At 65.9% G+C, this 25,761-nt stretch carries 27 protein-coding genes; 14 read left to right on the top strand and 13 right to left on the bottom strand.

The window, feature by feature from the left end; all coding sequences use genetic code 11:
- Nucleotides 1-93 precede the first annotated feature (93 nt).
- Both NDI89_RS15620 and NDI89_RS15615 read left to right on the top strand, forming a co-directional pair.
- The gene (locus NDI89_RS15620) at nt 94-1,005 is read left to right on the top strand and encodes an RsmB/NOP family class I SAM-dependent RNA methyltransferase (RefSeq protein ID WP_277522759.1); all 912 of its coding nucleotides are present in this window, start codon (nt 94-96) and stop codon (nt 1,003-1,005) included.
- On the top strand, nt 1,002-1,589 hold the full coding sequence (locus NDI89_RS15615) for a DUF7122 family protein (protein WP_277522758.1): 588 nt from the start codon (nt 1,002-1,004) through the stop codon (nt 1,587-1,589). The genes NDI89_RS15620 and NDI89_RS15615 overlap by 4 nt, the downstream gene beginning before the upstream one ends.
- Nucleotides 1,590-1,632: 43 nt before the next feature.
- On the opposite strand, the gene NDI89_RS15610 is transcribed toward NDI89_RS15615, so the two are convergent.
- From NDI89_RS15610 to NDI89_RS15580, 7 genes are all read right to left on the bottom strand, one after another.
- Nucleotides 1,633-2,079 carry a response regulator gene (locus NDI89_RS15610; RefSeq protein WP_277522756.1) on the bottom strand — a complete coding sequence of 149 codons (447 nt, stop codon included), beginning with the start codon at nt 2,077-2,079 and terminating at the stop codon, nt 1,633-1,635.
- 119 nt (nt 2,080-2,198) lie between these two features.
- Nucleotides 2,199-3,782: a DUF790 family protein gene (locus NDI89_RS15605; protein WP_277522753.1), complete on the bottom strand. Its 1,584-nt coding sequence runs from the start codon at nt 3,780-3,782 to the stop codon at nt 2,199-2,201.
- A 138-nt stretch (nt 3,783-3,920) separates the two neighbouring features.
- Nucleotides 3,921-4,484, bottom strand: coding sequence for a uracil-DNA glycosylase (locus NDI89_RS15600; protein WP_277522751.1), 564 nt, complete (start codon nt 4,482-4,484; stop codon nt 3,921-3,923).
- 167 nt (nt 4,485-4,651) lie between these two features.
- On the bottom strand, nt 4,652-5,431 hold the full coding sequence (locus NDI89_RS15595) for a formate/nitrite transporter family protein (protein WP_277522749.1): 780 nt from the start codon (nt 5,429-5,431) through the stop codon (nt 4,652-4,654).
- Nucleotides 5,432-5,559: 128 nt separating this feature from the next.
- The gene (locus tag NDI89_RS15590; RefSeq protein WP_277522747.1) at nt 5,560-5,769 is read right to left on the bottom strand and encodes a hypothetical protein; all 210 of its coding nucleotides are present in this window, start codon (nt 5,767-5,769) and stop codon (nt 5,560-5,562) included.
- A gap of 16 nt (nt 5,770-5,785) precedes the next feature.
- On the bottom strand, nt 5,786-5,959 hold the full coding sequence (locus NDI89_RS15585; protein WP_277522745.1) for a hypothetical protein: 174 nt from the start codon (nt 5,957-5,959) through the stop codon (nt 5,786-5,788).
- A 53-nt stretch (nt 5,960-6,012) separates the two neighbouring features.
- Nucleotides 6,013-7,449, bottom strand: coding sequence for a DEAD/DEAH box helicase family protein (locus NDI89_RS15580; RefSeq protein WP_277522744.1), 1,437 nt, complete (start codon nt 7,447-7,449; stop codon nt 6,013-6,015).
- A 164-nt stretch (nt 7,450-7,613) separates the two neighbouring features.
- Between NDI89_RS15580 and NDI89_RS15575 the strand changes: the two genes are divergently transcribed.
- The 3 genes from NDI89_RS15575 (at nt 7,614) to dnaJ (ending at nt 12,330) form a co-directional block, all read left to right on the top strand.
- On the top strand, nt 7,614-8,738 hold the full coding sequence (locus tag NDI89_RS15575) for a nucleotide exchange factor GrpE (RefSeq protein WP_277522742.1): 1,125 nt from the start codon (nt 7,614-7,616) through the stop codon (nt 8,736-8,738).
- Nucleotides 8,739-8,995: 257 nt separating this feature from the next.
- On the top strand, nt 8,996-10,942 hold the full coding sequence (gene dnaK / locus NDI89_RS15570; protein WP_277522739.1) for a molecular chaperone DnaK: 1,947 nt from the start codon (nt 8,996-8,998) through the stop codon (nt 10,940-10,942).
- 203 nt (nt 10,943-11,145) lie between these two features.
- Entirely contained in the window at nt 11,146-12,330 is a 1,185-nt protein-coding gene (gene dnaJ / locus NDI89_RS15565) for a molecular chaperone DnaJ (protein ID WP_277522737.1), read from the top strand.
- A gap of 543 nt (nt 12,331-12,873) precedes the next feature.
- Here dnaJ and NDI89_RS15560 read toward each other — a convergent pair.
- The gene (locus NDI89_RS15560) at nt 12,874-13,140 is read right to left on the bottom strand and encodes a hypothetical protein (protein WP_277522736.1); all 267 of its coding nucleotides are present in this window, start codon (nt 13,138-13,140) and stop codon (nt 12,874-12,876) included.
- Nucleotides 13,141-13,288: 148 nt separating this feature from the next.
- Here NDI89_RS15560 and NDI89_RS15555 point away from each other — a divergent pair, with 148 nt between their 5' ends.
- Both NDI89_RS15555 and NDI89_RS15550 read left to right on the top strand, forming a co-directional pair.
- Nucleotides 13,289-13,882: a DJ-1/PfpI family protein gene (locus NDI89_RS15555; protein ID WP_277522734.1), complete on the top strand. Its 594-nt coding sequence runs from the start codon at nt 13,289-13,291 to the stop codon at nt 13,880-13,882.
- A gap of 112 nt (nt 13,883-13,994) precedes the next feature.
- Nucleotides 13,995-14,735 carry a hypothetical protein gene (locus NDI89_RS15550; RefSeq protein ID WP_277522732.1) on the top strand — a complete coding sequence of 247 codons (741 nt, stop codon included), beginning with the start codon at nt 13,995-13,997 and terminating at the stop codon, nt 14,733-14,735.
- A 24-nt stretch (nt 14,736-14,759) separates the two neighbouring features.
- On the opposite strand, the gene NDI89_RS15545 is transcribed toward NDI89_RS15550, so the two are convergent.
- Nucleotides 14,760-16,334, bottom strand: coding sequence for an FAD-dependent oxidoreductase (locus NDI89_RS15545; protein WP_277522974.1), 1,575 nt, complete (start codon nt 16,332-16,334; stop codon nt 14,760-14,762).
- Nucleotides 16,335-16,438: 104 nt separating this feature from the next.
- The gene (locus NDI89_RS15540) at nt 16,439-17,641 is read right to left on the bottom strand and encodes an MFS transporter (RefSeq protein ID WP_277522730.1); all 1,203 of its coding nucleotides are present in this window, start codon (nt 17,639-17,641) and stop codon (nt 16,439-16,441) included.
- 183 nt (nt 17,642-17,824) lie between these two features.
- On the opposite strand from NDI89_RS15540, the gene NDI89_RS15535 reads away from it, so the two are divergent.
- A complete protein-coding gene (locus NDI89_RS15535; protein ID WP_277522728.1) occupies nt 17,825-18,382 on the top strand; it encodes an NAD(P)/FAD-dependent oxidoreductase in 558 nt (185 codons plus the stop codon).
- Nucleotides 18,383-18,435: 53 nt separating this feature from the next.
- Nucleotides 18,436-18,717 carry a MoaD/ThiS family protein gene (locus NDI89_RS15530; protein ID WP_277522726.1) on the top strand — a complete coding sequence of 94 codons (282 nt, stop codon included), beginning with the start codon at nt 18,436-18,438 and terminating at the stop codon, nt 18,715-18,717.
- Between the two features lie 30 nt (nt 18,718-18,747).
- Here NDI89_RS15530 and NDI89_RS15525 read toward each other — a convergent pair whose 3' ends face one another.
- Nucleotides 18,748-20,415 carry an aldehyde ferredoxin oxidoreductase C-terminal domain-containing protein gene (locus NDI89_RS15525; RefSeq protein ID WP_277522724.1) on the bottom strand — a complete coding sequence of 556 codons (1,668 nt, stop codon included), beginning with the start codon at nt 20,413-20,415 and terminating at the stop codon, nt 18,748-18,750.
- Nucleotides 20,416-20,590: 175 nt separating this feature from the next.
- Between NDI89_RS15525 and NDI89_RS15520 the strand changes: the two genes are divergently transcribed.
- The 4 genes from NDI89_RS15520 to NDI89_RS15505 all read left to right on the top strand — a co-directional run bounded on the left by NDI89_RS15520 (nt 20,591) and on the right by NDI89_RS15505 (nt 24,307).
- Nucleotides 20,591-21,925, top strand: coding sequence for an RNA-guided endonuclease InsQ/TnpB family protein (locus NDI89_RS15520; RefSeq protein WP_277522723.1), 1,335 nt, complete (start codon nt 20,591-20,593; stop codon nt 21,923-21,925).
- Between the two features lie 111 nt (nt 21,926-22,036).
- Nucleotides 22,037-22,693, top strand: a complete 657-nt coding sequence (locus NDI89_RS15515) for an HAD family hydrolase (protein ID WP_277522720.1) — start codon at nt 22,037-22,039, stop codon at nt 22,691-22,693.
- 144 nt (nt 22,694-22,837) lie between these two features.
- Nucleotides 22,838-23,764 (top strand): DUF7983 family protein, encoded by a 927-nt coding sequence (locus NDI89_RS15510; protein ID WP_277522718.1) that lies wholly within the window; start codon nt 22,838-22,840, stop codon nt 23,762-23,764.
- A 198-nt stretch (nt 23,765-23,962) separates the two neighbouring features.
- Nucleotides 23,963-24,307, top strand: a complete 345-nt coding sequence (locus NDI89_RS15505) for a hypothetical protein (protein ID WP_277522715.1) — start codon at nt 23,963-23,965, stop codon at nt 24,305-24,307.
- A gap of 42 nt (nt 24,308-24,349) precedes the next feature.
- On the opposite strand, the gene NDI89_RS15500 is transcribed toward NDI89_RS15505, so the two are convergent.
- A complete protein-coding gene (locus NDI89_RS15500; protein WP_277522712.1) occupies nt 24,350-24,778 on the bottom strand; it encodes a DICT sensory domain-containing protein in 429 nt (142 codons plus the stop codon).
- Nucleotides 24,779-24,873: 95 nt separating this feature from the next.
- On the opposite strand from NDI89_RS15500, the gene NDI89_RS15495 reads away from it, so the two are divergent.
- Nucleotides 24,874-25,464, top strand: a complete 591-nt coding sequence (locus tag NDI89_RS15495) for a GNAT family N-acetyltransferase (RefSeq protein WP_277522710.1) — start codon at nt 24,874-24,876, stop codon at nt 25,462-25,464.
- 28 nt (nt 25,465-25,492) lie between these two features.
- On the opposite strand, the gene NDI89_RS15490 is transcribed toward NDI89_RS15495, so the two are convergent.
- Complete coding sequence (locus NDI89_RS15490) at nt 25,493-25,741, bottom strand: DUF8142 family protein (protein ID WP_277522708.1); 249 nt, start codon at nt 25,739-25,741, stop codon at nt 25,493-25,495.
- Between the last annotated feature and the right edge of the window lie 20 nt (nt 25,742-25,761).

The raw sequence follows: 25,761 nt of genomic DNA, 5'->3' as shown, positions 1-25,761 counted from the left end.
AATCGAGGGCGACGGAAACGCGGCTGATCGACGTCCCGTCCCCTCCCGTCGGCTTCGAAACCCACAAGCGCTGCCCGCTCGAACCAACGGCCGATGGAGCCACTCGAGCGGTATCGACCGATTATCGACGATTTCGACGCGTTTCTGGCGGCCTGCCAGCGGCCGCTCGGCAACGCCGTCCGCGTGAACACGATCAAGGCCTCGGTCGAGCGAGCGCTCGAGGCCCTCGCGGAGGAGGGCGTGACCTACGAGCAGGCGGACTGGAACCCGCGCGTGCTGCGCCTCGAGACGGACTCGCCGGGCTCGACCTGGTCCTCGTTCCACGGCTTCACCACCGGCCAGGAGGAGGTCTCGGCGGTGCCGCCGGTCGTTCTCGATCCCGATCCCGGCGAGCGCGTCTGGGACTGCTGTGCCGCCCCCGGAAGCAAGGCGACCCAGATCGCGGCGCTGATGGACGACCGCGGGACGGTCGTCGCGAACGACAACAACCTCGGGCGCATCTCCGCGCTCCGATTCAACGCCGAGCGCCTCGGCGCGACCAGCCTCGCGGTGACCAACGACGACGCCCGAAACTACTCGCTCGAGCGGTTCGACTTCGACCGCTTCGATCGGACCCTCGTCGACGCCCCCTGTTCCTGCGAGGGGACGATCCGGAAGAACCCCGACGCGCTGGACAACTGGTCCGAAGGACACATCTCCTCCGTCGCGGGCATCCAGAAGGGAATCATCCGCCGGGCGATCCAGGCCACTCGCGAGGGCGGCACGGTGGTCTACTCGACGTGTACCTTCGCGCCCGAGGAGAACGAGGCCGTCGTCCAGCACGCGCTGGACGAGGAGGGCTGCCGCGTCGTCGACTTCGATCTGGCCCTCGAGCACTCGCCGGGACTGACCGAGTGGGACGGCGACGCGTTCGACTCGAGCCTCGAGAACGCGGCGCGAATCTACCCGCATCAGAACGACACCGGCGGTTTCTTCGTCGCGAAACTGGAGGTGACCGCCGAATGAGCGACGGACGCGAGAGCGACGAGCGCGAGACGAACGACGGCCAGCGGTTCGATCGGCTGCCGGCGACCGACGCCGAGCGCACGGTCGAGGGACGAGCCACGCGAGAGGAGGTCGTCGACCTCTTCGCGGACCGGTTCGGGATTCCGCCCGAGACCTTCGACGACTACACGTTCTGGGAGAAGGGCGCGGGCAAGATCTGGATCTACGGCGGCGAGGCCCCGACCCCGCTCCGAATCGAAGCGATCGGCATGACCTGCCTGCGCACCCGGCAGGAACACTGGAAACCCACGACGGACTTCGTCCAGCGGTTCGGCCACCGCGCGACCGACTGCGTGATCGAACTCGACCGCGAGCAGGCGCGGCGCTTTGCGAGTGGCGAGGACCAGGACCTCGAGTGGTGGGACGGCGACTGGGGGTATCTCATCGCCGCCCACGAGGTCGGGGTCGGACCGGAGGGCCGACCGGTACGAGACGGCGACGCCGTCGAGGGAGGCGAGCTCGAACCGCTCGGCGTCGGCCTTTACGTCCACGGCGAACTCCGCTCGATGGTTCCGAAGGGGCGACAGCGAGACCTCGAGTCGTAGCGAGACTACTCGTGGTCGCTCCCCGGTATCGAGGGGAGCGACCTTACGACGGCAGCGGCGGCAGCGTCGCCTCGTCGATCCAGAACGCTTCGACCGCCCGGCCGATATCGGCGAACTCGTCCGGGTCGGTCGGCTTGGTGAGATAGGCGTTCGCACACAGTTCGTAACTCTTGACGACGTCCTCGGTCGCCGCCGAACTCGTCAGGACGAGCACCGGCACCGACGGCAGTTTCGGATCGTCCCTGATTCCCTCGAGCACTTCGAACCCGCTCGTTTTCGGGAGGTTCAGATCCAAAAGTATCAGATCGGGGCTCGTTTCGGACGCCGCGTGCTCTCGAAGGAACTCCAGCGCGGCGTCGCCGTCGCTGACCGTGTGAAACGTCGTCGCGAACCCGGCGGATTTGAAGGCTTCCTTTATAAGTCGGACGTCGCCGGGATTGTCCTCGACGAGGAGGAGAGAGACCGAGTCGCTGGAGGAGGACTGGGACACTACTCGATACGTAGGGCTTCACCATTTTAAGCGTAAGTACAACACACGTTGGTTCCCAGTCCGTCGCCGGGTCGGTCGGCCCAACGCAGTACGTTTCCCGTCGACGACTTCCGCATCGACTACTCCCGGTCGGCGAGAACACCGCCGGCCAGCCCGTCCCATTCGACTCGATAGCCGAGTCGGGAGAGTACCGCACTCGAGTCGGCGATATCGTACTCCTCGAGCACCGCCTCGGCCTCCGCGAGTTCCATCCCCGACTCGATCTCCGCGGCGAGCGATTCGATGACTGTCGGCCGAATCAGCGTCCGCCCGACCCGTTCGTGCTCGGGCGTGGCCGCGTCCGCGAGGGCGTCCGTGCTCACACCGCGGGCAGCGGCGAGCGTCTCGAGCGAGAGCACGTCTTCCTCGGGTCGCAGCTCGTCGGGGAGTCGGGCCGCGCTCTCGGCGACCAGCTGCCGTTCGTACTCCCGGAGGACGTCGGCGACGTCTTTCACTCGAACCGTCCCCGAGTAGGGGATCGCCCGGTGGTCGCGGGCCGCGACCTCCTCGCCGACGCCAAGCGATTCGTCGACCGCGACGAGCATGTCGACGTCCTCGAGGTCGGCGAGCTGGGAGAGCTTCTTCGCGACGTACTCGGGCGTCCAGAAGCCCATGATCTCGAAGTAGAGGCGGAAGTCGCTGTGACCGTCTTCTCCCGAGTCGCTACGGGCCGTTCCGGTCGGATCGTACTCGAAAGAGAAATCCGGGATCATCACCCGCGTTCCCGTCGCGAGCGGCTCCGGTTCGCGGACGAGGGTCCAGTCGAGGTCCAGATTCGAGAACCGGGCGGCGAAGTCGGCTTCGACGCCGCTATCGAACGTCACGTCAGCGATCGGTTCGGCGTCGGGGATCCGAATCGGATCCCCGTCGGAGAGCGCGAGCGTGCGTTCGGTCCCCCGATCGTCGATCGTCGCCTCGAGTGCCCACCGCTCGCTCGTCGCGACGGTCCGCAACAGGCGAGCGAACCGCGTTCCGTACCGCCGTGTCGCCCGAAAGAGGCGCGTCGGGCCGGTCACGACGACCTCGCGTTCGGAGACGGCCGATCTTCCGTCCGGGGACTCGGCGGACTCGCCGTCGAGTCGTCGAATCTCGTACATCAGACGCAGGCGCTTGATCGTCGAAATCAGGGCCCTCGGGTCGCTCGATCGCACTCGTACCTCGGTCGCGTCGAACAGCGCCGTCTGTGCGAGCGAGAGGTTGTACTGGGCGATCAGTCCGTTCGGATCCCAGCGCGGCTCGACCGCCGTCAGGACCTGCCGCTCCTCGAGGTCCGCGTAGAGGGCAGTCTCGAGTTCGTCGGCGGAGACCCCGAGCGAGTCACTCGCCCGAACGAGCGCCGTCGTGCGCTCGTCTTCCGTGACGACGCCGACCGTTTCGGCCGCCTCGAATGCGGCTCTGCGGGCCCGCTCAGGATCGATCTCGACGTTCGTCTCGAAGGTCGCCTCCCGATCGAGCAGCGCCGAGAGGCCGCGCACGAGCTTGAAATCGTCGGATTCCCGTTCGAGCGCGGTCAGTGCGGCCTCGAGTTCCGCACGCGACTCGCCGACGTGGCCCTGATAGGTGCCGATGACTCGAGCGGCGAGCGGGCGGTGCTCGCGGTCGGCGAACTGGGGGCGGTAGCCGCCCCCGGCTCGCGACACGCGGAGCAGGTTCTTCCTCAGCATCGACTCTCACTCGGCGCGTCGGGGTCAAAAGTCGCCCGGACGCGTCGATCCGCGACCGGCACGGCGGACGGCCGGATGGTTGTACTCCAACGTCTTGGGTTCGGTCGGGACGACGCTCTATCTGAGACGGACCCGCTCTCATCGCGTCGCCTCGAGGGCCGTCCGCAGATCCGCTTCGACGGCGTCGACCTTGCTCCGATCGTACAGCGCCGCGGCGGGATGGAACGCCGGCACGATGACCCGGCCGTCACGTTCGAATTCCCGCCCGTGGAGGTCGGTAATCGTTTCGTCGGTGTCGAGGATCTCGGCCGTCGCGAAACTCCCCAGCGGGACGATCACGGCCGGATCGACGCGTTCGATCTCGGCCTCGAGTACCGGCCACCAGGCGTCGATTTCGTCGACGTACGGGTCGCGGTTCTCCGGCGGTCGCACCTTGACCAGATTCGTAACGTACAGATCTCGCCGGTCGTGGCCGATCGCTTCGAGCGCTCGATCCAGTTGGTTCCCGGCCTGCCCGACGAACGGCTCGCCCTGAGCGACTTCCTGCTCGCCCGGGGCCTCCCCGACGAGCATCACGTCCGCCGACAGCGGACCGACGCCCGGAACGAACCGGTCGGGGTCGAACTGGTCGTCCGGCACCGTCTCGAGCGCGTCCGCGAACTCGACGTCGAACTCCCAGTCGGTTTCGCGCTGGTCGGTCATGCCGTGTGACTACATCCGTCCCACCGAAACGCCTTTTCGCTGCGTATGCTGCCGGTCGAGCGATCGGTCCGACGAACTCGCGCCGCCCTGATCAGACGAGGGTCGAACGGGATGGGCCACCGAGCACCCCCCAACTGGACGCGGCGGGACAGCCATTCGTGGAGCGTTCATTTCTCTGCACCCTTCACCTGGGCAACGTGGGTGAACGTAACGAGACCGATTCCACCCACGAAGTTTCCCGCAGTCGCAACGACGATCGTTTCGGCCAGCGCTCCGTAGCCGATCGCAGCGTCGAAGAGAAGTCCGAAGAAGACGTGGATCGCAGTGACGATGACGTGGTCGAAGGGTCCGAGGGCCAACAGAAACCCGACGATGTAGGCCATCGTGATACGGCTCCGAACGCTGTTGACGCCCTGAAGGAGAAACGACAGTAAGCTCACGAGCGCACCGCCGATGACGGCGCTCGCGAACATCCCCCTCATCGGCCGATGAACGATCTCTTCGGCCGTCCGGGACAGCGCGTGCGCCGAACCGGACGGGAGGACGCCATCGACGGCGAAGACGAACGCAAAGAGGAATCCGCCGAGGAGGTTGCCGACGAGGGTGACGGTCCACAGGCGGAGGAGCGGTCCAAGCAGCCACGACCCGTCCTGGTCGATCGCCGCCGCGGCCGGATCGAGGAAGTTCTCGTTGAACAGCTCCGATCGGCCCACGACCAGGAAGACGACGCCGACCCCGAAGGTGAGTGCGCCCGCGATATGCGCGACGTCACCGTACTGCGGTTCGACCAACCCGTCGACGACCCCGAGCGTGGCGATGCCGAACACGATCGTGAATCCCGCGATGAAGCTGGTCGCCGCGAGCTCGAGCAGTGACTGGTCGAGCCGTCGCTCGCCTTCCGCGACTGCCCGATCGAATATCTCCGCTGGATCTGGAGCTATTGGCACGTGGACGACATCACGAACAAACCGGATAACACGTAGCCATGGATACTCAATGGGCCTGATACCCGGGACGTCGATACCGCTTCGGTAGACGACGGGCGATCCAGCGCTCGGTTCGGCCGACCGGCGCGTCAGTTCTCGGACCCGGACCGGAGCCGTCGCCGAAAGAACCCGACGAGTTTGCCGACGGAGTCGGTCCCCCAGATCGCGACGATCACTGCGCCGACCGCGTTGAACGGTGCCTCCATGAGCAAGAAGGCGGTCAGCGCCGCGATGCCCGACAAAAGGATGTACTGCGGTCGTGTTCGGCCCGAGAAGCCCCACGTGAGGACGCCGCTCATGACGATGACCGGCCAGTTAGACGGCCTCCCCGCGGTAGAGGTGTGCCATCGACGAGCTCGGTGCCACCTCCTCCTCTAACAGTCCCGCGCCGACTTCGCGGTGTTCGACGTCGCCGGGATCGATATCTCCGTAGATTTCCGAGCCGTCGCAGTTGTGCGCGTTCCACGACCGGGGTAATAGAGGCTCCATCTCCGGGCCGCCCCCATCGCGTTCACTCCCCCGCGGACGAACGACTGCGGTAGTTAGTCGCGACGACGGCCCGCGACCCGCTCCTCGCTCGTATCGTCGGAGATTACCTCGTAGAGAATCGCTCGCCCGCCGTCCGCTTTCGGACGGAGGATCCGCCCGAGTCGCTGAACGAACTCCCGTTCGCTGCCGCTGCCCGAGAGCACGACTGCGACGGACGCGTCCGGGACGTCGACCCCCTCGTCAAGCACGTTGGAGGTGGCGATCCGTGTGTAGGTGCCCTCGCGGAACCGCTCCAAGATCTCCCGTCGCTCCGCGGTACCGGTCTGGTGCGTGATCGTCGGGATCAGAAACCGCTCGCTGACGTCGTACGCGAGATCGTTGTGGGCCGTGAACACGATCGTGCGCTCGCCGCGGTGATCGTCGAGGATTCCCGCGAGTGCGTCGAGTTTGGCCTCGCTGCCGAACATGATCTCTCGCGCCCGCTGGCGTGCGAGCAGGGCCTCGCGCGCTTCGGGGTCGTTGCCGGAGCGCTTGACGAGTTCCTGATAGTCCGAGCCGCTTCGCATGTCGATGGTCGACGTCGCGAGGTAGTCCGTGAACACCTCCTGGTTTCGCTCGTACTCCTCGCGCTCGTCGGGGGTGAGCGAGACCGCGAGTCGCTTGACGTCGTAGTTCGCGAGGTGGTCACCGGCGAGTTCGTCCACGTCGACGCGGTGGACGAGCGGTCCGACGACGTCTTCGATGACCTCGTGTGCGCCGTCTGGTCGCTCGAACGTGGCCGTCAGACCCAGTCGCGCGGGGGCGGCCAGCAGCCGCGCGATCTCTCGATACCCCTCGCCGCCGAGGTGGTGGACCTCGTCGAAGACGACGATCCCGAACCGATCGCCCACCGAATCGGCTTTCAGGTACGCCGAGTCGTACGTCGAAACCGTGATCGGCTCGAGTCGCTGCTCGCCCCCGCCGAACCGACCGATCGGCTCCCCGAACTCCCGTTCGAGTTCCCGCTCCCACTGCTCGAGCAGGTCGATGGTCGGAACGACGACGAGCGTCGGCACCGAGAGCCGTTCGATCGCTTTCAGGGCGATGACGGTCTTCCCGCTTCCGGTGGGCAGTTCGAGGACGCCGGCGGGCGCTCCGGAGACTGTCTCGAGGGCCGTGTCGGCCCAGCGGTCGGTTTCGAGCCAGGCCTCGAGCGCCGTCGTCTGGTACTCGCGGAGTTCGTACGCCGAGTGGAGGTCCGAGACTGAGGCGAGATCGAGGACGCGGTCGTCGACTCCCGCGTCCGTTCGCGCCAGCGCCGCTCGGAGGTCGGCGTAGCCGCCCGCGGGAACCCGCCAACAGCCGGTTCGCTGATCGGACTCGAGGTCGGAAACTGCCGTCCGAATCGATGACGGCGAGACCGACGACTCCTCGAGCCCGTCGATTCGGATCGTGCCGTCCTCGTACCGCAGGGCGATCCTGGTCGGTTCGTCGGTCGCACGCCTCGTCACGGGTCACACTCGGGGGAGACGATACAATATACTGTCGGGAAGGGTGCCCGGCGTCAGTTCAGACGGCACATTCGGTGTACGCGTGTCGCGGTAGGTCGTCTCGTTCGGCCGCCGACGATCCGGGTACCTCAACCCTTTTATTACCGGTGTTCGTTGACTGGGACATGAGCGAAGACGAGGGCACGAATTCGTCCGCCCAGGGTGTCCCGTCCGAGGAGGAATCCGACGACGGCGAGACGGCCGACGTGGATCCCGTGGAGTCGTCGGATGGGGAACCGGAACCGACTCCCGACTCGAAGGACTCCACATCGGACCCTGCGGCAGAGAACGCTGACTCGAGCGGCGAGGCGACCGACGGGGAGATCGACGCGACCGCCGGGTCCGAGACGAGCACGGACGCGGACGACGCGTCCGCTGACGGACCCGAAACGAGCACGGACGTCCAGGAAATCCTCGATCAGGCGTCGGAGTACGACGAGGACCTCGCGCGCAAGGTCAAGGCCATCGTCGAAGAGGCTCGCGATCTCAACGGGACCGTCAAACACCAGCGCGAGGAACTCGATGATCTCACCGAACGGATCGACTCTCAGGCCGAGACCATCGGCGAGTTACAGGACGACCTCGAGGAGTACGAGGACGAGGTCGAGGATCTGAAGAGTCGGCTGAAGCGCAAGCAGGCCGACTTCCAGAACTACAAGAAACGGGCGAAAAAGCGCCAACAGCAGATCAAAGACCGCGCCACCGAGGACCTCGTCGAGCGGCTCATCGGCGTCCGCGACAACCTCAAACGCGCGCTCGAGGAGGACAGCGGCGACGCGGAGAGTCTCCGAGACGGCGTCGAGATGACGCTGCGCGAGTTCGATCGCATCCTCGAGGACGAAAACGTCGCGGAGATCGATCCCGAGCCGGGGACGGAGTCCGATCCGCAGCGCCACGAGGTCATGATGCAGGTCGACAGCGATCAGCCCGAAGGGACCGTCGCCGACGTGTACACCCCCGGCTACGAGATGGGCGACAAGGTCATTCAGAACGCCCAGGTGACCGTTTCGAACGGGGAACTCGCTGACGATAGCGGCGACGGTGAGACGGCGGACGGATCCGACGAGAGATCCGGCGACGGCGACGGTGCCGAGGCGGTCGATGGCGAGTCTTCTGACGCCGACGATTCGGCCGAGGTCGAGAGCGACGACGGTTCCGAACCCGATGACGGGGACGATGCGATCGAACTCGGCGGCGAAGTCGCCGCGGACGACAGCGACGATACGAGCGCCGACGCGGACGAGTCGTGAGCGAAGACGGCGCTGACTATCGTCGCCACTGAAGCTAGTTCCACACTACTCGCAACGCAGTCGCTCGATTCGGTGTACAGTGACTGTCAGTGGCTACTATCTCTCTCGATCGATCGGGGCGCGCCGGATCTTACTGCCGTTTTTACTGCGGCCAAAGTACGCCGATTAGCGGTTTGACCCCACTCAGACGCGTTTAATTCGGACCCCGCTCGTTCCTAGTAACCTTTAAAACAAAGTGCGCACAATACCCGCCCACGATGGCCAGCAACAAGATTCTCGGAATCGACCTCGGGACGACGAACAGCGCGTTCGCGGTGATGGAAGGCGGCGATCCGGAGATCATCGTCAACGCGGAAGGCGAACGGACGACGCCCTCCGTCGTCGCCTTTACCGACGACGAGCGACTCGTCGGCAAACCGGCGAAGAACCAGGCGATCCAGAATCCGGAGAAGACGATCGCGTCGATCAAGCGCCACATCGGCGAAGAGGACTACACGGTAGAGATCGAGGGCGAGGAGTATACGCCCGAAGAGATCTCGGCGATGATCCTCCAGAAGATCAAACGCGACGCCGAGGACTACCTCGGCGACGACGTCGAGAAAGCCGTCATCACGGTCCCCGCGTACTTCTCCGATCGGCAGCGCCAAGCGACCAAAGACGCCGGCGAGATCGCCGGCTTCGAGGTCGAGCGCATCATCAACGAGCCGACGGCCGCGTCGATGGCCTACGGCCTCGAGGACGATCAGGATCAGACCGTCCTCGTCTACGACCTCGGCGGCGGGACGTTCGACGTTTCCATTCTCGATCTCGGCGGCGGCGTCTACGAGGTCGTCGCGACCAACGGTGACAACGACCTCGGCGGCGACGACTGGGACGAGGCGATCATCGACTGGCTCGCAGACGAGTTCGAGGACGAACACGGTATCGACCTGCGAGACGACCGGCAGGCCCTCCAGCGGCTCAAGGACGCCGCCGAGGAGGCCAAGATCGAACTCTCCTCGCGCAAGGAGACGGAGATCAACCTGCCCTTCATCACCGCGACCGACGACGGCCCGATCCACCTCGAGGAGTCGATGACGCGCGCCAAGTTCGAGTCGCTCACGCAGGATCTGATCGACCGGACCGTCGAGCCGACCGAGCAGGCGCTCGAGGACGCGGGCTACGACGAGGACGAGATCGACGAAGTCCTGCTGGTCGGCGGCTCGACGCGAATGCCACAGGTCGCGGAGAAGGTCGAGGAGCTGACCGGCAAGGAGCCCCAGAAGAACGTCAACCCCGACGAGGCCGTCGCGCTGGGCGCGGCGATTCAGGGCGGCGTCCTCGGCGGCGAGGTCGACGACATCGTGCTGCTCGACGTCACCCCGCTCTCGCTCGGTATCGAGGTCAAAGGCGGCCTCTTCGAGCGACTCATCGAGAAGAACACGACGATTCCGACCGAGGAGTCGAAGATCTTCACGACCGCGGCAGACAACCAGACCACGGTGCAGGTCCGGGTCTTCCAGGGCGAGCGCGAGCTGGCCGAAGAAAACGAAATGCTCGGCGAGTTCCACCTGACCGGCATCCCGCCGGCCCCCGCCGGAACGCCGCAGATCGAGGTCACGTTCTCGATCGACGAGAACGGCATCGTCAACGTCTCGGCCGAGGACAAGGGCAGCGGCACCACCGAGGAGATCACCATCGAGGGCGGTGCCGGTCTCTCCGACGAGCAGATCGAGAAGATGCAAGAAGAGGCCGAGAAACACGCCGAAGAGGACCAGCAAAAGCGCCAGCGGATCGAGGCCCGCAACACCGCCGAGGCCACGATCCAGCGCGCCGAAACGCTGCTCGAGGAGAACGACGAGCAGGTCGACGACGACCTCCGCGGCGACATCGAGGGCGCGATCGAGGATCTCGAGGAGACGATCGACGACGACGACGCGGACGCAGACGATATCGAGACCGCGACCGAGAACCTGAGCGAGGAACTGCAGGAGATCGGCAAGCAGATCTACCAGGACGCCGACGCGGGCGCAGCAGGTGCCGGCGGCGCAGCAGGTGCCGGCGGTGCGGCTGGCGCTGGCGGTGCCGCAGGCGCAGGTCCCGGCGGTATGGGCGGCGGCCCGAACCCCGGCCCGGAAGCCGGCGCTACCGGCGATGAGGACGAGGAGTTCGTCGACGCGGACTTCGAGGACGTCGACTTCGACGACGACGAAGACGAGGAGTAGCGAGGCTTCGTCACCTTCCAGGCGTAGTCTAACTAACTCAGACGCTGCTGTCGGGGCAGAAGCACTGCACCCGCGAGCGGCCTTTTTAGCGTAGATTTTTGCGCCGAGCGGTGAGTGAGCGAAGCGAGCGAACCCGAGGCGGAAAACGGTACGTGCGGAACGTTCGTTTCAAGTGTCTCAACCGAGTAACGGTGGAACAACCAATGAGCGAGGACTTCTACGATGTTCTCGGCGTGAGCTCCGACGCGTCTACCGAGGAGATCAAACAGGCGTATCGGTCGAAGGCCACCGAGTACCATCCGGACGTCAGCGACGACCCGGATGCCGAGGAGAAATTCAAGAAAATCCAGAAGGCGAAGCAGGTCCTGACCGACGAGGAGAAGCGCGAGGCCTACGATCAGATGGGCCACGACCGCTACGAGCAGGCCGAGAAGCACGGCTTCGACGCCAGCGAGTCCGGCGGTGCCGGCGGCATGGGCGGCGGTCCGTTCGGCGGCATGGGCGGTGGCGGCATGGGCGGCGGTGGCATGGGCGGCGGCGGGCTCGGCGACCTCTTCGAACAGGTCTTCGGCGGCGGTGGTGGCGGCGGTCGCGGTCGCCGCCGGCCGCGCAAAGGACGAGACCTCCGAACCGAACTCGAGATCGATCTCGAGGAGGCCTACGAGGGCGCGGAGAAGCAGTTCACCGTCGAGCGCCCGGAGGAGTGTGACGTCTGCGAGGGCGAGGGCCACCCGGCCGAGGCCGACGCGGAAACCTGTTCACAGTGTCAGGGCCGCGGGCAGGTGACGCAGGTCCAGCAGACGCCGCTGGGTCGGGTCCAGCAGACGACCGCCTGTCCCCGCTGTGAGGGCGAGGGCACCCTGTACTCCGAAACTTGCGACGAGTGTCGCGGCGAGGGCTACGTCCGTAACGAGGCGACGCTGACCGTCGAGGTGCCGGCCGGGATTCAGGAGGGCCAGACCCTCCGAATGGAAGGCGAGGGCGCGCCGAGCCCCGAAGGCGGTCCCCACGGGGACCTGCTGATTGACGTGTCGATTCGGGAGCACGAGGAGTTCGAACGGGAGGGCGACGACCTGCGCTACCGGCTCCCGATCTCGTTCCCGCAGGCCACCTTCGGCGACACCGTCACCGTCCCCACCCTCGAGGGCGGTGTCGAGTTCGAGATCCCGGAGGGGACCCAGAGCGGCGAGACGTTCCGTCTCGAGGGGAAGGGCATGCCGCGCCTGCGCGGTCGCGGACAGGGCGACCTCTACGTGAAAGTGCAGGTCGTCACCCCCGAGAGCCTCAACGAGGATCAGCGCGAGGCGCTCGAGGAGTTCGCGGAAGCCGGCGGCGACGAGATCGAAGTGAAGGAAGGCTTCTTCGAGAAGATCAAGCGGGCGTTCTAGGCCGAATCGTGTATCCGGTCCCGTGGCCCGGCCTGCGGTACGCAACCGTCGAGTCCCGTACGAACCCGTGCGTGGGGGACGGGATCCGGTCGCTTGTTGAGAACCCGCCTGCTGATCGCGAGTTGCCACGACCTCGTAGCTGTCTGTAGACTCCCCCTCTGCCGTCGGTACGAACACCGAGCGCAAGCGACTGCAGCGAAGAGGTCCTTCCGATGCCGGTTCGTACCGAGTAGTCCGGTCGCTCCCGATGCGTATCGTTGCTGCGGAGAAACGCTGACGGGGAGGGCCAGCGTTGGCGCCCCCTGCCAATGGGTGTTCGGCTGGGGACTGGTGGTCCGAAACCGGTGGCAATATGGCAATTGACTTCGGTGGATCGATTTCGGACGGCGAGCATCTGGTGATGTCTCGGAGCGGAGCTGATAGCGACGATGCGATCAGGTCCGTCGTTTCTCGCCACTGTAATCTCGAGGTCGTTGATATCTAACTCTGTTCCCCACATAATGTGGTAACACTCCCGTTATCGCCTCCAGTTGCTGTAACTGACTACCTCTTCGTACTCACCACGTCGATCCCGTCGTCCGTCGTGCGGACGTACAGGAGGATATCGTCGGTACCGGCATCGATCACGTCCTCGAGTTCGGGCGCACACCCCATCAGTCCGATCTCGCTGAATCCACACGCCTCGCAGACCGTCCCGTCGGCCAGCGGTTCGTATCCGTCGTCGCGTTCGGTCGCCGGTATGTAGCCGGTGTCTTCGATCCGGTCACCACACGCCGAACAGTCCAGTGCCGGTGTCGAGACGAGTTCCATGTGGTCACTGAGGACTACCGGACACATAGAACGCTCGCCCGATACGCGCGGGTCGCGACTGGGGCGAACGATATCCGTCCACCTGCGTGAGTGTCATGATAGCATTCAACATAGATTATGGCCGGTGCGACCGAAGTACCGAACGCACATGCCGCCACAGCGAATCCTGCTCCTCGCCGGCGACTTCGTCGAGGACTACGAGGTAATGGTGCCGTTTCAGGCGCTCGAGATGATCGGGCACGACGTCCACGCCGTCTGCCCGGAGAAAGAGAGCGGCGACACCTGTCCGACGGCCGTCCACGACTTCGAGGGCGACCAGACCTACACCGAGAAACCCGGTCACCGGTTCGAACTGAATCACGACTTCGACGCCGTCGATCCCGCCGAGTACGACGCGCTGGTGGTTCCGGGCGGCCGCGCACCCGAGTACCTCCGGACCTACGAGGAGGTCCTCGAGCACGTCCGACACTTCTTCGCGGAAGACAAACCCGTCGCCTGCCTGTGTCACGGCGTCCAGCTCCTCGCCGCGGCGGACGTCCTCGAGGGCCGGACCTGTACCGGCTATCCGGCGCTCGAGACGGACGTCCGAACCGCCGGCGGCGACTGGGCGGAGGGCGTGACGCGCGACGGGAATCTCGTGACGGGGCAGGCGTGGCCGGATCATCCCGAGTGGCTCGCAGAATTCCTCGAGTGTCTCGGAACAGACATCGATCACGCCGAGCCGGCCGCCGCGGACGACTGAGCGTCGGCAGTCGTCGACGTCGCCGACGAGTCCCGTCGTATGAGGGTACAAACCGAGCGTGCCGTCATAGTGAGTCGGCGCGCTTTTTCCGCCCCGGCCCTCAGTCTCCTGTATGAACGCTGGGACGGTCGACGACCTGCTCACCCGCGAGCTCCGCGACGACACCATCGCGCTCGTCGACGCGACGGGCCGGGAGTACGACTACCACTGGCTGTGTACGACGTCGTGGAAGGCCGGCAACTTCCTGCGGCACGCCGGGGTTCGCGACGGGGTCACCGTCGGCGTCGTCGGCGACGGTCCCCTCGCGCTGCTCGCCTTCTTCGGAACGACGCTGCTCGAGGGAACAACCCGGTTCGACCCGCCGAGAGATCTCGCGGCCGAGGACGACTTCCGAACGCTCGTCGCGCCCGTCGACCGGCTCGCGGACTACGAGCTCCCCCGCGGCGCGCAGCGGGTCGGCTACGGCGACGAACCCGACGCGCCGGACGTCCACCACTTCGACGCGGGCCTCTGGAGCGAGAACCCGTCGTTCCCGCCGCTCTCGATCGATCCCGAGACCACCATCCTCACCGACGGCGATCGAACCGTCACTCACGCGCAAGTACTCGAGGCCGCACGCGGCGTTCTCGAGGAGTACGACCTCGGAGCGGACGATCGCGTCGTCGTCCGCGCGCCGCTGTCGGATCCCCGGACCGTCGTGGCCGGCGTGATCGCGCCGCTGCTGGCCAAGGGCGTCATCGTGCTTCCGGGCGACGAGACCGGGACCGCGGAGGAGCGGGGGAGCGACGCCGTCTCGAGCGGATCGGTTCCGGAGCCGAACCGGATCGATCTCCACGCGGTCTCCCTTCTGTAGGAGCGAGCGGCTCTCACAGCCCGCCTACAGCTCTCGGTACAGCAGTCCCTCGACGGCGGGTCCGGACAGGACCTCGCCCTCGTGAGTGAACCGCGAGCCGTGACAGGGGCAGTCCCAGGTCCGCTCGGCGTCGTTCCACCGCACCAGACACCCCATGTGGGGACAGGTCGCAGAGACGGCGTGGGTCGTCCCCGAATCGTCGCGGTAGAGTCCGACGGGCTGGCTCGCGCGGCGAACGACGCGGGCGTCGCCCCGGGGGATGTTGCTCGCACCGTCGGACCCGAGCGACGCGAGCAGCGACTTGATCCGGTCGCCCACGAAACTGCCGCCGACTTTCGCGTTCTCCTCGAGGAAGCGCTTCGCGGAGGCGCCGGGCGTCAGTCGCTGCGGGTCGAACACGTCGGCCCAGGGGTTCGATCCCTCGGTGATCAGATCGGTGAGGATCATCCCCGCGGCGGTGCCGGTCGTCATTCCCCAGCCTTTGAACCCCGTTCCGACGTAGACGTGCTCCGACAGCGGATCGATCGGTCCGATGAGGGGAACCTGATCGACCGGATAGTAGTCCATCGTCGACCAGCGGTACTCGACCGACTCGACGTCGAAGTGCTCGCGGGCGAACGCCTCGCAGCGCCGGTACCGCTCGGAGGTCGGCGGTCCGTCGAGTCCCGGCTCGTGGCTCTGGCCGCCGACGATCAGGAGCGCTTCGTCCTCATCGTCAGCGGTTTCCGTATCGTCGGCGACCGAATACGGCCGCATCGTCGCCGGCGGCGACGCGGTGTTGTAGAACATCCCCTCGGGCACCGTTCCGTCGATTCGAACCGCGAGCAGATACGCGCGGTGGGGGTGCATCCGCGCGAAGTACCCGGCGCGGTCGAGGACCGGGAAGTGGGTCGCGACGACCACGTCGTCGGCGACGACGTCGCCGCGCTCCGTCTCGACGCGGCACGGCGATCCGGGATCGACGTCGAGCGCCCGCGTCTCCTCGAAGACGTAGCTGCCGTCACCGTGGACCCCTTCGGCGATGGCGAGCAGATACTTCCGCGGGTGGAACTGGGCCTGGTCGTCGAAGCGGACCGCCCCGTCGACGTCGAACGGGAGCGGCGTTTCCTCGACGTACGAGGCCGGCAGGCCGAGCCGCCGGGCCGCGTCGACCTCGTCGCGGACCCGCTCGAGATCGTCGGCCGAGGCGGCGTACGTGTACGCGTCCGTCCGGCGGAAGTCACAGTCGATCTCGGCATCCTCGACGCGGCGTTCGACTTCGTCAATCGCCGCCTCGTTGGCGTTCGCGTACTGCCTCGCTTTCTCCTCACCGAACCGAGAGGCGAGCGGCTCGTAGTACAGCCCGTGCTGGGAGGTCAGTTTCGCCGTCGTGTGACCGGTGGTACTCTCGACGATTCGATCCGACTCGAGGACGGCGACGCTTCGACCGGTCTCTTTCAGATTGATCGCCGCGCTCAGTCCGGTGATGCCGCCGCCGACGACTGCCACGTCGACGTCGAGGCCGTCCTCGAGGGGGTCGTAGTCGGTCGTCGGAGTCGTGGCCAGCCACAGCGACTCCGGTCGCGGGGATTCGGATGCGGGTTCGATATCGTCCGACACTGGGATCACCGACTCGTGCTATCCACACCCGGTGAAAAAGGGATCAGGGGTGAGAGTGCCCGCTCGAACGTCCGTCCATCCCACGGGAGACGTGGACTCCGCTTCTACCCACCGCGGAAGCGGTGTGCTCCGAGCCCGACTGCGGCGACGCCGGCGACGGCAGCGGCGGCGGCGAAGACGCCTTCGACGCCCGCGAACGGAACGAGCGCGCCGAACAGTACCGGCGAGAGGAACTGTCCCGTGTAGCCGAACGAGGCGACGTAGGAACTGAACTGGCCTTGCCGGTCGGCCGGTGCGAACGCTTCGACCCACGCGAACGTCGACGGGAACACCAGCCCGAGACCGAGACCGAACAGTATCACCGGCAGCGCTGCACCGACGGCGGTTCCCACCACCGTCGCGATTCCGAACCCGGCCGTCCAGAGGACGAACGCCGCTCCTACGAGCGTCGACCGGCCGCCGTACCGCAGCAGCCGGTCGTACGCGAGAGCCGAGACGCCGCCCGCGGCACCGTTCGCCGCCAGATAGAGGCTGATATCCAGGGATGCAGTCACGCCGATCCCGGCGAGGAACTGCGGGTAAAAGACGACGATCACGTACAGCAACGCGTTCGCACCGAAGTACAGCACGTACACGAGGGGAAGCGCGGGCCGATCGCGGAACACGGCGAGGAGCTCGGCGATACCGCCGGACGTCTCGTCGCTCCTCCCGCTCCCATCTGCGGCCGCATCGTCAGCGTCGCTCGAGGAACGCGTGTCGGGGATCGTCGCCGCGGCGAGGAGGCCCAGCGGGAGCGCGAGGAGATAGACGCCGAACGGGGCGTTCCACGCGAGGGCACCGGCGGCGCCGCCGATCAGCGGCCAGACTGCGGCGCCGGCGCTGTTCGCGCTGCTCCGATAGCCGAGCGCGCGCTCCATCGCCTGTCCCTCGTAGAGCTCGTAGATGAGCACGGTAATCGACGTGTAGACCCCGGCGGTGCCGAGCCCGAGGACGACTCGAGAGGCCAGCAGCGGGTAATACGAGTCGACGACCAGTCCCGCGCCGCCGCCGAGGCCGTAGACGAGCAGGCCGCCGACGAAGGGGCGGCGGGGGCCGATTCGATCGACGAGCGATCCCACGAGCGGGCTCGCGAGGACGATCACGCCGCCGTGGGTCGTGATGATGAGACCGGCCGCGGCGCCGGAGACGCCGAGTTCACGCTGGATCTGGGGCACGATCGGGCCGAGGATCGCCCCCGCCATGACCGTCAGCGTCGCTGCCGCGACCAGCACCCAGAGGGACCGCCGAAGCTCCGTCGCGGTTGCCACTGGGTTCGCCTCGGGGGAGGAATATCAACAGGATTGCGGTCGCGGCGGATCGGTCCGTCTTCCCGGCCTCCTCTCGAGGTCCCGTCAAACCAGTAGACGATATCGGCGTCCGTATGTAGTCGCTCGTGAGAGTCACGCAGGTCGGTGAAATCGTTTATTTCGTCGTTCGTGGTCGGATCGCCCATGCCAGACGTCGTCATCGTCGGCGGTGGCCCCGCCGGCCTGAGCGCAGCCCTCTTCACCGCGAAGAACGGCCTCGAGACCGTCGTCTTCGACACCGACGAGACGTGGATGCACAAGGCCCACCTGTTCAACTATCCCGGGATCCGGAGCATTAGCGGCAGCGAGTTCATGGCACTCACGCGCGGCCAGGTCCGGGACCGCGGTGCCGACGTTCGCGTCGGGGAGGCAGTCACCGACGTCGATCCCGGTGACGACGGCTTCCGGGTCGACACCGAGGACGGCGAGTACGATGCGGACTACGTCGTGCTCGCGACCGGTGCGGACCGCTCGATGGCCGAGGACCTCGACGTGGAGTTCGACGAGGACGGTACCGTCGACGTCGACCTCGATACGGAGACGAGCATCGACGACCTGTACGCGACGGGCGCGACGGTCCGAGACGAGGAGTGGCAGGCCGTCATCGCCGCGGGCGACGGCGCATCGGCGGCGCTGGACATCCTCAGCAAAGAGAAGGGCGAACACTTCCACGATTTCGACGTGCCGGACGACGTGGCGTAATCGTGTAGCGAAAGGCCGTCGACTACAAGACGTCTCGCGTCGAACATCACGCCGTGCAACTCGAGTGCGTCTTCTTCGGGCCCTTTCGCGACATCGTCGGCGAGAAGACCGTTCGTTTCGAAACGGACGCCGAAACCGTCGGCGAACTACTTGTCGAACTCGAGGCGGCGTACCCGGAACTCGAGGGCGAACTCGTGGCCGGCAGCGGGGACGGGCTGTCGGGTGACACCGTCGTCACGAAGGACGAAAAGAACGTCGTCCACATCGACGGCCTCGAGACGGATCTGGACGAGGACGCGGTGATCCGACTGGTGCCGTCGGTCTACGGGGGCTAACCGGTCGCGTCGGGCCAGCATCGCGACCTTTCAATCCGCCGACGGCGCGACCGACTCGAGCGCCGCGTCCGGGACGATTCCGTCGTCGGTCCAGCCCCGGGCCGCGTAATACTCGTCGATCGCGGCCTCGAGGTCGGGGATCTCGTAGGGCAGTCCATCGTCGCTCCGGTCGAACCCCCGCCGGTTGTTGAAGTGGCGCTCGAGGCGGACGGTTCGTGCCCCGATTTCCATGAGATCCTCGTAGTCGGCGTCGAACAGCGCTTCCAGCCGGTCCTCGGTGACGTAATCGCTGCCGAACGCGCAGACGATGCCCGTGTCCCGGAACGCCGCCGCGTTCTCCTCGCGGACGAGCCGCTCGGCCTTTCCGAGGGTGCCCTCCGGGTCGAGTTCGCCGCTGTACTCGAGGGTCAACATGCCGGCGTACATGTGGTCCGCGCCCCGGTTCGCGAGCGCGTAGGAGAGCCCCTGGCCGTGGAGGACGCGTCCGTCGTGGGCGGCGAACTCCATGCCCTTGACGGTGTAGTCGTCGACGCCGAGCTCGTCGTGGCAGCGGGCGACGCCCTCCGCGAGCGCGTCGCCGATCCCCTCCCGATAGGCGATCTTCTCGGTGATCTCCCGGGCGAGTTCGGCGTTTCCGAACTCGTCCTCGCTCGCGAGGTAGGCCGCGACGGTGACGCCGGCCGAGATCGTGTCCATCCCGAGGGAGTCACACAGCTCGTTCGCTTTCATCACGTCGACGATGTCGCCCACGCCCTGGCTCGAGCCGAATGCGTAGACGGTCTCGAACTCGGGTCCTTCAGTTTCGACGCCGGCGTCCTCGTCTCGAGTCGGGAGCTTGCACGCGTAGGCGCAGGCCGAGCACGCGCCCTTCTTGTACTTCTTCGCCTCGACGGCGTTGCCGCCGATCCGATCGGCGTGCTCGAACTCGTACTCGCTGAAGTAGCGGGTGGGAAGCGCGAAGTTGTCGTTGATGAATTCGGTGCCGCCCGTCGTTCCCTGCCGTCGCATCCTGTCGTCCGACTGTGCCGCCTCCCGGTGGACGTCCGTCTCCGGCGGATCCGGGATCTCGACGGGCGGCGCGCTGTCCCCCTCGAAGGTGACGCACTTGACGTTCTTCGATCCCAGAACGGCGCCGAGGCCGCCGCGGCCGAACGCCCGCGAGTCGAAGGTCATCACCGAGGCGAACCGGACCCCGTTCTCGCCGGCCGGGCCGATCGCGATGCAGTTCTCCGGGCCGAGGTCGTGATGCTCGGCCGCGTAGGCGGAGGTCTCGGGCACCGTCGCGCCCTCGAGTTCCGGCACTGCCTCGAACTCGACGCCCCGATCGGTGACGTGGACGGCCAGCAACTCGTCGCTCTCGCCGGCGAGCTCGAGGACGCTGATCCCCGTCTCGACGAAGTTCCGAGAGAGATAGCCGCCGGCGTTGGTCGAGACCAGCCCGTCCGTCAGCGGCGAGAGGGCCGTCATGTTCATTCGACCGGTAAAGGACATCCGGGACTGCTGGAGCGGCCCCGTGGCGAGATACGCGCGGTTCTCGGGGCCGAACGGGTCCGCGTCGAACGGGATCCGTTCGTGGGCGAGGGCGGTCGCGAGGGCCCGTCCGCCGACGGCCGCCTCGAGCGTTTCGTCGATGGTGCTCTCGGTCGCAGTTCGCTCACCGACGTCGACGGTGAGCAGTGGCCCGTCCGCGTGGAGCATGATACACATTAGCAGTCGAGGGGTCTTAGCTTAAAGGATAGGGCGCTAAGCCCCCGTCCTCAAGGAGCGAGGCGAAGCCGAGCGAGTAGGGCGGAGATACAGTGCCCGCACGACTCTCAAACAACTCTCGGCAAAGGTATTAATAAACTACAATACATAGATGATAATAAGTCGCATGGAGTACAGTCCACGATACAGACTCTTGCCAACGACCGAACAGCGCGAGAGTCTCGACTGGACCCGTGACATCGTGCGACAAGTCTACAACCACGCACTGTACGAATTCAACCAGATACGAGAAGACGAGGGTACGCTTCGACAGCGAGTCTGGCAAGTCCGAGACGACCTCCCACAACTCAAGCAACAGTGGACGGACCTGAAACGGGTCTACTCCACCGTGTTACAGAAAGCTGTCGAACGTATTCGTACCAACATCAACAATCTCGCCAAACTGAAAGCCAAGGGACACGATGTTGGCTCATTGAATTGGAAGTCTCCACGTGAGTACAGGAGTTTCACGTATCGGCAATCGGGCTTCGAACTCGACAAAAAGAGTGGCCCGAGAGACCGAGCAATTCTCCGTTTGAAGAAAATCCGCGGCGAAACGGTGGAGATTCCAATCCGGCTCCACCGTGACTTGCCCGAGCACCACGCTATCAAGGAAGTCACAGTGAAGAAGGAACCCACGGGAGCGTGGTATGCCTCGTTCTGCATCAGCACCGACGAGACAGAGAAACCCGATGTAGACGACATCGGCTCTGAAGATAGCGTAGGCCTCGACCTTGGCGTCCTCAACTTTGTTCACGACTCGGACAGTCGGTCCATCGGGCGGCTCGACTTGTCCGAAGAACGAGAGCGACTCGAACGCGAGCAACGGTCGCTCTCTCGCAAGCAGCATGGGTCGAACAACTGGGAGAAGCAACGCCGTCGAGTAGCTGAGGTTCACGCGAGAATGTCGAGCAAAAAGAGCGATTACAAGCACAAGCTCGCGCACTTCTACACGACAGCGTACGACGCCGTGTTCGTCGAGAATCTCCATGTGAAGTCGATGCTGGAAGCGGATGGCAACGCGCAGAACAAGGCTGAGGTTGGGTGGCGTAACTTCATCACCATCCTCAAGCACCACGGTCGAAAGAACGGCTGCCACGTAGTTGAAGTCGACCCATGTGGGACGACGAAAGAATGCGCGTCGTGTGGTGTGGAGACCGAGAAACCATTGTGGGTTCGCGAGCACTCGTGTCCGTCATGTGGGTTCGAGGTGGATAGGGATTGGAACGCCGCGTTGAACGTGAAATCGCGCGGGTTGTCGAAGCTAGGAGTGGTTCACTCCAAAGCAACGTCCTCAGAATTGCAGTGCGATTCTGATGGGCTGCGAAAATCGCACAGCGATTTTCGAACGCCTGTGGAGACTGCGACCGCTGTGGACGCTCGTTCAGTGTCCGCAAGTCGTGTCGTCGAAGCAGGAAGCTCCTTCCTCAAGGAACGAGCGGCAGTAGCCGCGAGTGAGTAGGCAGGGGTAGTTCACCTTTGCGTTCCGTCGACACCGTGTGCAAAACGTGACAATTCGACCCACACATATCAGATACAATTATTGTTCCGGGAGCTGAACTTCCAGCCGACAATGCAATACGACGCGGTCCTGTTCGACTTCGACGGGGTCGTGGTCGAGACGCCCTCGCCCGAGCGGCTCTCCGATGCCCTCGGACGAACGTACGAGAAACTCGGCCGATCCGGACCGGCGGCCGAGACGTTCCGGGAACTCGTATCCGGCGATTTCGAATCGATCGCCGCGCGGTGTCAGACCCTCGATATCGAAACCGACGTCTTCTGCGCGCAGGCCGCCCGCGAGATGGTTCGGACTCAGCGCGAAGAGGTCGAGCGCGGACTGCGATCGGCCTACGACGACGTCGCCGTCGTACGGTCGCTCGAGCGCCCGCTCGGAATCGTCAGCGACAACCACCCGACCGTCGTCTCGACGCTGCTCGACCGGTTCGGGCTCCGATCGCCGTTCGAGACCGTCTACGGCTGTCCGCTGACTCCCGACGGGCTCGATCGGCGCAAGCCCGATCCGACGAACATCGAGGCCGCCATGGACGCTCTCGAGGCGGAATCCGCGCTGTACGTCGGCGACCGGGCGGTCGACGTGCGGGCGGCGGACAACGCCGGGATCGATTCGGCGTTGCTCTCGCGGTCCGCTGAGAGCGGCCGAGACGAGACCGCCGTGACGCCGACCCATCACATTCCGTCCCTCTCGAAACTCCCCTCGGTTCTCCGGTAGTCGGCCGCCTCTCACGGTCGGCGGTAAGCATCCCCTCGAGCCGTCCGCTCCTCCGGCGTTTTGACGACGCCACCGTCCGGCGAGCGAGACCGCGGTGGCAGATTCGTGGCCGCGCTTTTTGCGCTCGCTCGTCGTACTCCGACTATGGAACCCGACGACACCTGGACGACCCTCCGAACGCACTGCGAGGACCTCGAGCCGGGGTCTGAACTGGTGACACCGGTCTCCGACCGTCCGTTCGAGATCGAGCGGACCGACGACGACCGGATCGTCGTCCGCTTCGGCGACAGCGGCGAGACCCGTCCGCTCTGGCGCGAGCAGTTCGTCGTCTTCCTCGAGCAACTCGACGAAGGAGCGGTGTCGATCGGGCACCTCCAACCAGGGGTCGAGCCCTACGCCAGCATCGTAACGCTCGGCGACGAGTACGGGGTTTCCGACGACGAGATCAGCTACGATCCCGACGCCGTCGGCGGGGAGAGCCCGTTTCTCGTGTCGGCAGCGGACGCGCGGGAGCCGCCCGATCGGGTTCACGACGACGCGATGGTGCTGGCCGCGCTGCTCGAGCGCCTCGACGCCGACGATCCCTCGGCGCTCGATACCGACTCGCTGACGGACCTCTACGTGCTCGCGTCCGACGTCCAACACGGTGCCGATCGGTTGCGCCGGTCCGCGAGGGACCCGCTGCTCGAGCGACTCGGGCCCGAACAGGAACTCCACGGGCGGTACGGGACCGTCCGACGGACGACCCGGGAGCGCCAGCGACCCAGAGACGAGGAGACGGTCTTCGACGCGCTCGACGAACACGGCATCCCGCGCGAGTGGGTCACGGGCATCGACCGGGACAAGCTCGACGTCGTCCTCGCCGTCACCGCGCTCGAGGACGAGGCGGTCTACGACGTCGACGAGGACGTCTACGTCCAGAAGACCGGCGTCGACGAGGACGAGAAGTACTCGCGATTGCAGGGGATCGCCGACCGCATCGGCGACCTCGAGGGAGCGGAGGGCGAAGAGCTTCGCGAGGAACTGGACGCCATCGAGGACCGACTCGAGGAAGCGCTGTCCACCGGGTGATCGCTCGAGCGGCGTGTCCACTGGGCGATCGCTCGAGCGGCGTGTCCGCTGGGCGATCGCTCGGGGAGGCGCTGACAGTCGAGGATTCTCCGCGAAGAGAGCGATCGGTGCTCCGTCGAAACCCGCGTTCGGCGCCGTTATAGTACATGGATCGGTGCAGGGGCACTCATACGGGGTCTCCGGCGAAGCAACGCATTCATGGCCACAGTCGAGACTGTCTTATCGTCGATTTTTAGCACGATTCCCGAGCTTCACTCCGGCCAACTCGGATTGCTCTCGGGCGTGCTCGTGGGGATCCTCTACTGGCACGGCTACCGCCGGTCTTCGCTCGCGCTCCTCACCGCGTTCTACCTGCTGGCGCTCGGCGTCGTGCCCGCTCCCGCGAAGGGACTGGTCGTGGTTCAGTCGAAGCCCTGGTACTTCTGCTCGTTTCTGCTCCTCACCTCGCTCGGTGCGATCGGCGGATATGCCCTCTGGGCGCGAGTGGCGCGTTTGAGCCGACTCCGAACCCGGCTGTCGGACGGCGGGCCGTCGGACTGGTAGTCGGAGGGAGTCGCCTCGGTAGCGATCGAGCCGCGACGCGACTCAGGCGAGGAACTCCGTGCGAGCGATGACGTCGTCGACGACCGTGGGCCGGTCGGTCCAGAACCCGTAGAACTGGTTGGGACCTCGTTCCTGTGCGAGGAGGACGACTTTTTCCTCGTCGTCGCCGTTCCCGTCGGAGGCGACCCACCAGTGACGGCGGAGTTCCTCGCTGTCACCCCCGTGAACCGTCAGCTCGAGTTCCGGGAGCGGCTCCCGGTCGAGTTCGCCGTAGACGTGCGTGTCGACGGTCGACGACGCGAGGTTCCGGTAGACTTCGGGCTGATGGTCGAGTTTGGATAGTTGCTGGAAGCCCGCGTGGAGCTCCCCGCCGCCGACGTTCCAGGCCCGGAATTCGACGATCCGCGAGGCCATGATCATCCGCTGTTTGTCGTACGATTCGAAGTAGTTGTCCGCCAACTCGGTGACCACTGCCGGCCGGTCGGCCCGCAGGCACCGCGAAACGGTGACTGCGCGATACTGGCAGCCCACAAACGCTTTTGGCCGCACACCTCCTACGTCCGATCATGTACGTTCGGGACGCGAAAAACAGGGAGGAGGTCTGGTTGCTGGATCACATCGAGTCGATGGGGCTCGACGAGACGGCGTTTCGCTCCCGGGACTACGTCGTCGCGATCGACGAAGAGTCCGGTGAGAAAGCCGGGTTCGGCCGCATTCGAATCCACAAGACCGACCGCGACTCGGACGACGCCGTCTGTGAACTGACCAGTATCGGCGTCCTCGAGGGCTGGCGCGGACAGGGCGTCGGCGCACACATCGTCGAGCGACTGGTGGAGTACGCCAGCGACGAGGGGTTCGATACCGTCTACGTCCTGACCGGCGAAGGGGCCTATCTCGCCCAGTTCGGCTTCCAGCGGATCGACGAGTCCGACCTGCCGGCCGTCCTGCGGGAGCGCCTCGAGGACAAACGCGACGGGTCCGATCCCGAGGCGGTGCCGTTGACGATCGACGTCGCGGAGTTTCGGATGCCGGAGGAGCTCCGAGAGGCGTTCAAGCGGGCCCCGGACGGGCGCGGGGAGGTGGACGACGACGATTCGCCGGAGGACTTCGGCATCGACCCGGAGTCGGCGACGTACAAGTACGACACGGGTCGGTAGGACAGTGATCGCAGCCACCCGGTGCGTCTCATCGGTTCGATCCCGAGCCGGTGGGTCGCTCGTCGAAGCCGTATCGAAACGCGATCCAGCCGATACCGGAGAGGAACACCGTCGGCGGGAGGATCGCGAACGCCCAGAGCGGGTCCAGTCCCCACCGGAGCAAGAGCACGAGGTTCGCGACGCCGATCGCGAGCAGCGGCAGCACGTACCGGGCAGCGCGCCGGCGGTCGCCCGCGTCGTCGGTCGCCACCGACGGCCCGGACGGGTCCCTGGACATGCGCGGTGTATCGACGCCTC

Source organism: Natrinema salsiterrestre, assembly GCF_029502005.1.
Lineage (GTDB): Archaea > Halobacteriota > Halobacteria > Halobacteriales > Natrialbaceae > Natrinema > Natrinema salsiterrestre.
Note: the sequence above shows the minus strand (reverse complement) of the source record. Positions and strands in the feature narration are given on the sequence as shown.

Bases quoted from the DNA above. Each gene is read 5' to 3' on its own strand.
- NDI89_RS15555 (WP_277522734.1), top strand. From the start codon at position 13,289: ATGCCGCCACAGCGAATCCTGCTCCTCGCCGGCGACTTCGTCGAGGAC.
- NDI89_RS15585 (WP_277522745.1), bottom strand. From the start codon at position 5,959: ATGGAGCCTCTATTACCCCGGTCGTGGAACGCGCACAACTGCGACGGC.
- NDI89_RS15510 (WP_277522718.1), top strand. From the start codon at position 22,838: ATGGAACCCGACGACACCTGGACGACCCTCCGAACGCACTGCGAGGAC.
- NDI89_RS15615 (WP_277522758.1), top strand. From the start codon at position 1,002: ATGAGCGACGGACGCGAGAGCGACGAGCGCGAGACGAACGACGGCCAG.
- NDI89_RS15525 (WP_277522724.1), bottom strand. From the start codon at position 20,415: ATGCTCCACGCGGACGGGCCACTGCTCACCGTCGACGTCGGTGAGCGA.
- NDI89_RS15605 (WP_277522753.1), bottom strand. From the start codon at position 3,782: ATGCTGAGGAAGAACCTGCTCCGCGTGTCGCGAGCCGGGGGCGGCTAC.
- dnaJ (WP_277522737.1), top strand. From the start codon at position 11,146: ATGAGCGAGGACTTCTACGATGTTCTCGGCGTGAGCTCCGACGCGTCT.
- NDI89_RS15560 (WP_277522736.1), bottom strand. From the start codon at position 13,140: ATGGAACTCGTCTCGACACCGGCACTGGACTGTTCGGCGTGTGGTGAC.
- NDI89_RS15495 (WP_277522710.1), top strand. From the start codon at position 24,874: ATGTACGTTCGGGACGCGAAAAACAGGGAGGAGGTCTGGTTGCTGGAT.
- NDI89_RS15490 (WP_277522708.1), bottom strand. From the start codon at position 25,741: ATGTCCAGGGACCCGTCCGGGCCGTCGGTGGCGACCGACGACGCGGGC.
- NDI89_RS15535 (WP_277522728.1), top strand. From the start codon at position 17,825: ATGCCAGACGTCGTCATCGTCGGCGGTGGCCCCGCCGGCCTGAGCGCA.
- NDI89_RS15575 (WP_277522742.1), top strand. From the start codon at position 7,614: ATGAGCGAAGACGAGGGCACGAATTCGTCCGCCCAGGGTGTCCCGTCC.
- NDI89_RS15600 (WP_277522751.1), bottom strand. From the start codon at position 4,484: ATGACCGACCAGCGCGAAACCGACTGGGAGTTCGACGTCGAGTTCGCG.
- NDI89_RS15590 (WP_277522747.1), bottom strand. From the start codon at position 5,769: ATGAGCGGCGTCCTCACGTGGGGCTTCTCGGGCCGAACACGACCGCAG.
- dnaK (WP_277522739.1), top strand. From the start codon at position 8,996: ATGGCCAGCAACAAGATTCTCGGAATCGACCTCGGGACGACGAACAGC.
- NDI89_RS15505 (WP_277522715.1), top strand. From the start codon at position 23,963: ATGGCCACAGTCGAGACTGTCTTATCGTCGATTTTTAGCACGATTCCC.
- NDI89_RS15515 (WP_277522720.1), top strand. From the start codon at position 22,037: ATGCAATACGACGCGGTCCTGTTCGACTTCGACGGGGTCGTGGTCGAG.
- NDI89_RS15520 (WP_277522723.1), top strand. From the start codon at position 20,591: ATGGAGTACAGTCCACGATACAGACTCTTGCCAACGACCGAACAGCGC.
- NDI89_RS15550 (WP_277522732.1), top strand. From the start codon at position 13,995: ATGAACGCTGGGACGGTCGACGACCTGCTCACCCGCGAGCTCCGCGAC.
- NDI89_RS15620 (WP_277522759.1), top strand. From the start codon at position 94: ATGGAGCCACTCGAGCGGTATCGACCGATTATCGACGATTTCGACGCG.